The following is a 1460-nucleotide window of genomic DNA, read 5'->3' as shown; positions in this document are numbered from 1 at the left end:
TCATGAACCCCGGCAAGATTTTGCCGGCGTGACGGCAGAGCCGCTGATGCCGATGTGACATTGCAGGTAGTCACAACGTACTTTTTTGGAAGTGACTAGCTTTAGGACACAGCGATAGTTCCATCCTCAGGGCCACTTATGACGATTTCCTTCAAGTATGTATTCTTGATTTGGACGTAGTAGTCTCCGATTGAAGCGCCAACTTCTGCGTTAACCTTGAAATTGATCGCTGTCGAATCTTCGATTGTTATATCGTTTAGGTATACCGATATATCAGTCGCGATGTCTAAATATTCCGCATAAATAAATTCAATTACTAAGTATTCCGTGTCTTTAAACCAATCACGATCTGGGTGTACTGTCACGCTGACCGTAACCGGATCTCCGCCTCTTACAGCAGCCCCTTCAGGTGTATCGACACGTACTATATCTACTCTTGCCATGGCCCATCTCCCTTCGGCATCCTCAATTAACGTCGCGTCGAAACGGATTCATGCGACGCGCTTTAAGCCTTTGTTTCTATGCATGTCGTTGTCTCAAAAACCGAGGCCACTTTTGAGCGACATGCATTAGTCGAAATCGCCGCGCCCGTTGCGGTTCATGGCACCACCGGAGCGTCCCATCGCACCACCAGACTTGCCCATCGCGCCGCCTGATCGCCCCATCGCACCGCCGGATCTGCCCATTGCTCCACCCGATCGCCCAAACGAACGCGGGTCCAGCTCTGCACTTAACAGGACATCCTCGAGCGTTCCGGTGTCGAGTTCCAGCCGCATTGTCAGGTCACTCTTGTCGTAGACCCAGACCTGCATTCCGCGCGCGAACGAGCCTATCTGCGATGCCAGTCCGGTATAGGCAGGGTCGCTTGGACCGCGGCTCATGACCTTGAGATCGGTTTCTGTGGGGGCTGGATAATCAACGATAGAGCCAGGCCCGTGGACAAGAAGTATGGTCGGTCGGGCCAGCTCATAGAACTGTGCTTCGAAGGTGAACGCATAAATCCTTGCGAGCAGGCTACCGGAGGCGTCAATCTGGTTCTGCAGGAATCTGTTGTCACCAAGCCTTGGAGGCCGTCCCCCATCGGTCCTCTTCGTAAGCTTCAAATCTTCAAGAACTCGACCGAACAAATGTATGGCCGATGTACTTAGGATGGTTTCAGTTACCATGGATCACCCTCATCTTCTGCATGCCGATCAAAGCTCGGCGCCACTTCTGGACATCCAATATTTCTCGAAATAGCTCATGTCCGGCAGACGCGCCTGGTCCAGTGGAAGAGCGATTCGGCCCTCGTGAAAATGGCTCTTTCGGTTTGGCTTCTTCAGGCGAGGCCCGGCACGGTAGCGAAAAATCCCTCTCCGGTCGAAATCTCGGAAGATGATCCTCGATAGTTCTCCTCCGGTCACACTGTCGTCGACCGCAAGCATCGTTCTCGCCACGTCGCGGTAGTCCAGGAAATCCGG

At 53.0% G+C, this 1460-nt stretch carries 2 protein-coding genes and 1 pseudogene; all 3 read right to left on the bottom strand.

Annotated elements, in window-relative coordinates; translation table 11 throughout:
• Positions 1-101 precede the first annotated feature (101 nt).
• Complete coding sequence (locus tag ACXJ7R_RS32455; protein WP_457155367.1) at positions 102-443, bottom strand: hypothetical protein; 342 nt, start codon at positions 441-443, stop codon at positions 102-104.
• Positions 444-569: 126 nt separating this feature from the next.
• Positions 570-1166: a hypothetical protein gene (locus ACXJ7R_RS32450; RefSeq protein ID WP_457155366.1), complete on the bottom strand. Its 597-nt coding sequence runs from the start codon at positions 1164-1166 to the stop codon at positions 570-572.
• Between the two features lie 27 nt (positions 1167-1193).
• A pseudogene (locus ACXJ7R_RS32445) lies at positions 1194-1460 on the bottom strand (hypothetical protein); the annotation flags it as partial.

The sequence above is a fragment of the Mesorhizobium sp. P5_C1 genome, assembly GCF_054049815.1.
The sequence above is the reverse complement of the archived record's forward strand: the minus strand, read 5'-3'. Positions and strand labels throughout refer to the sequence as shown.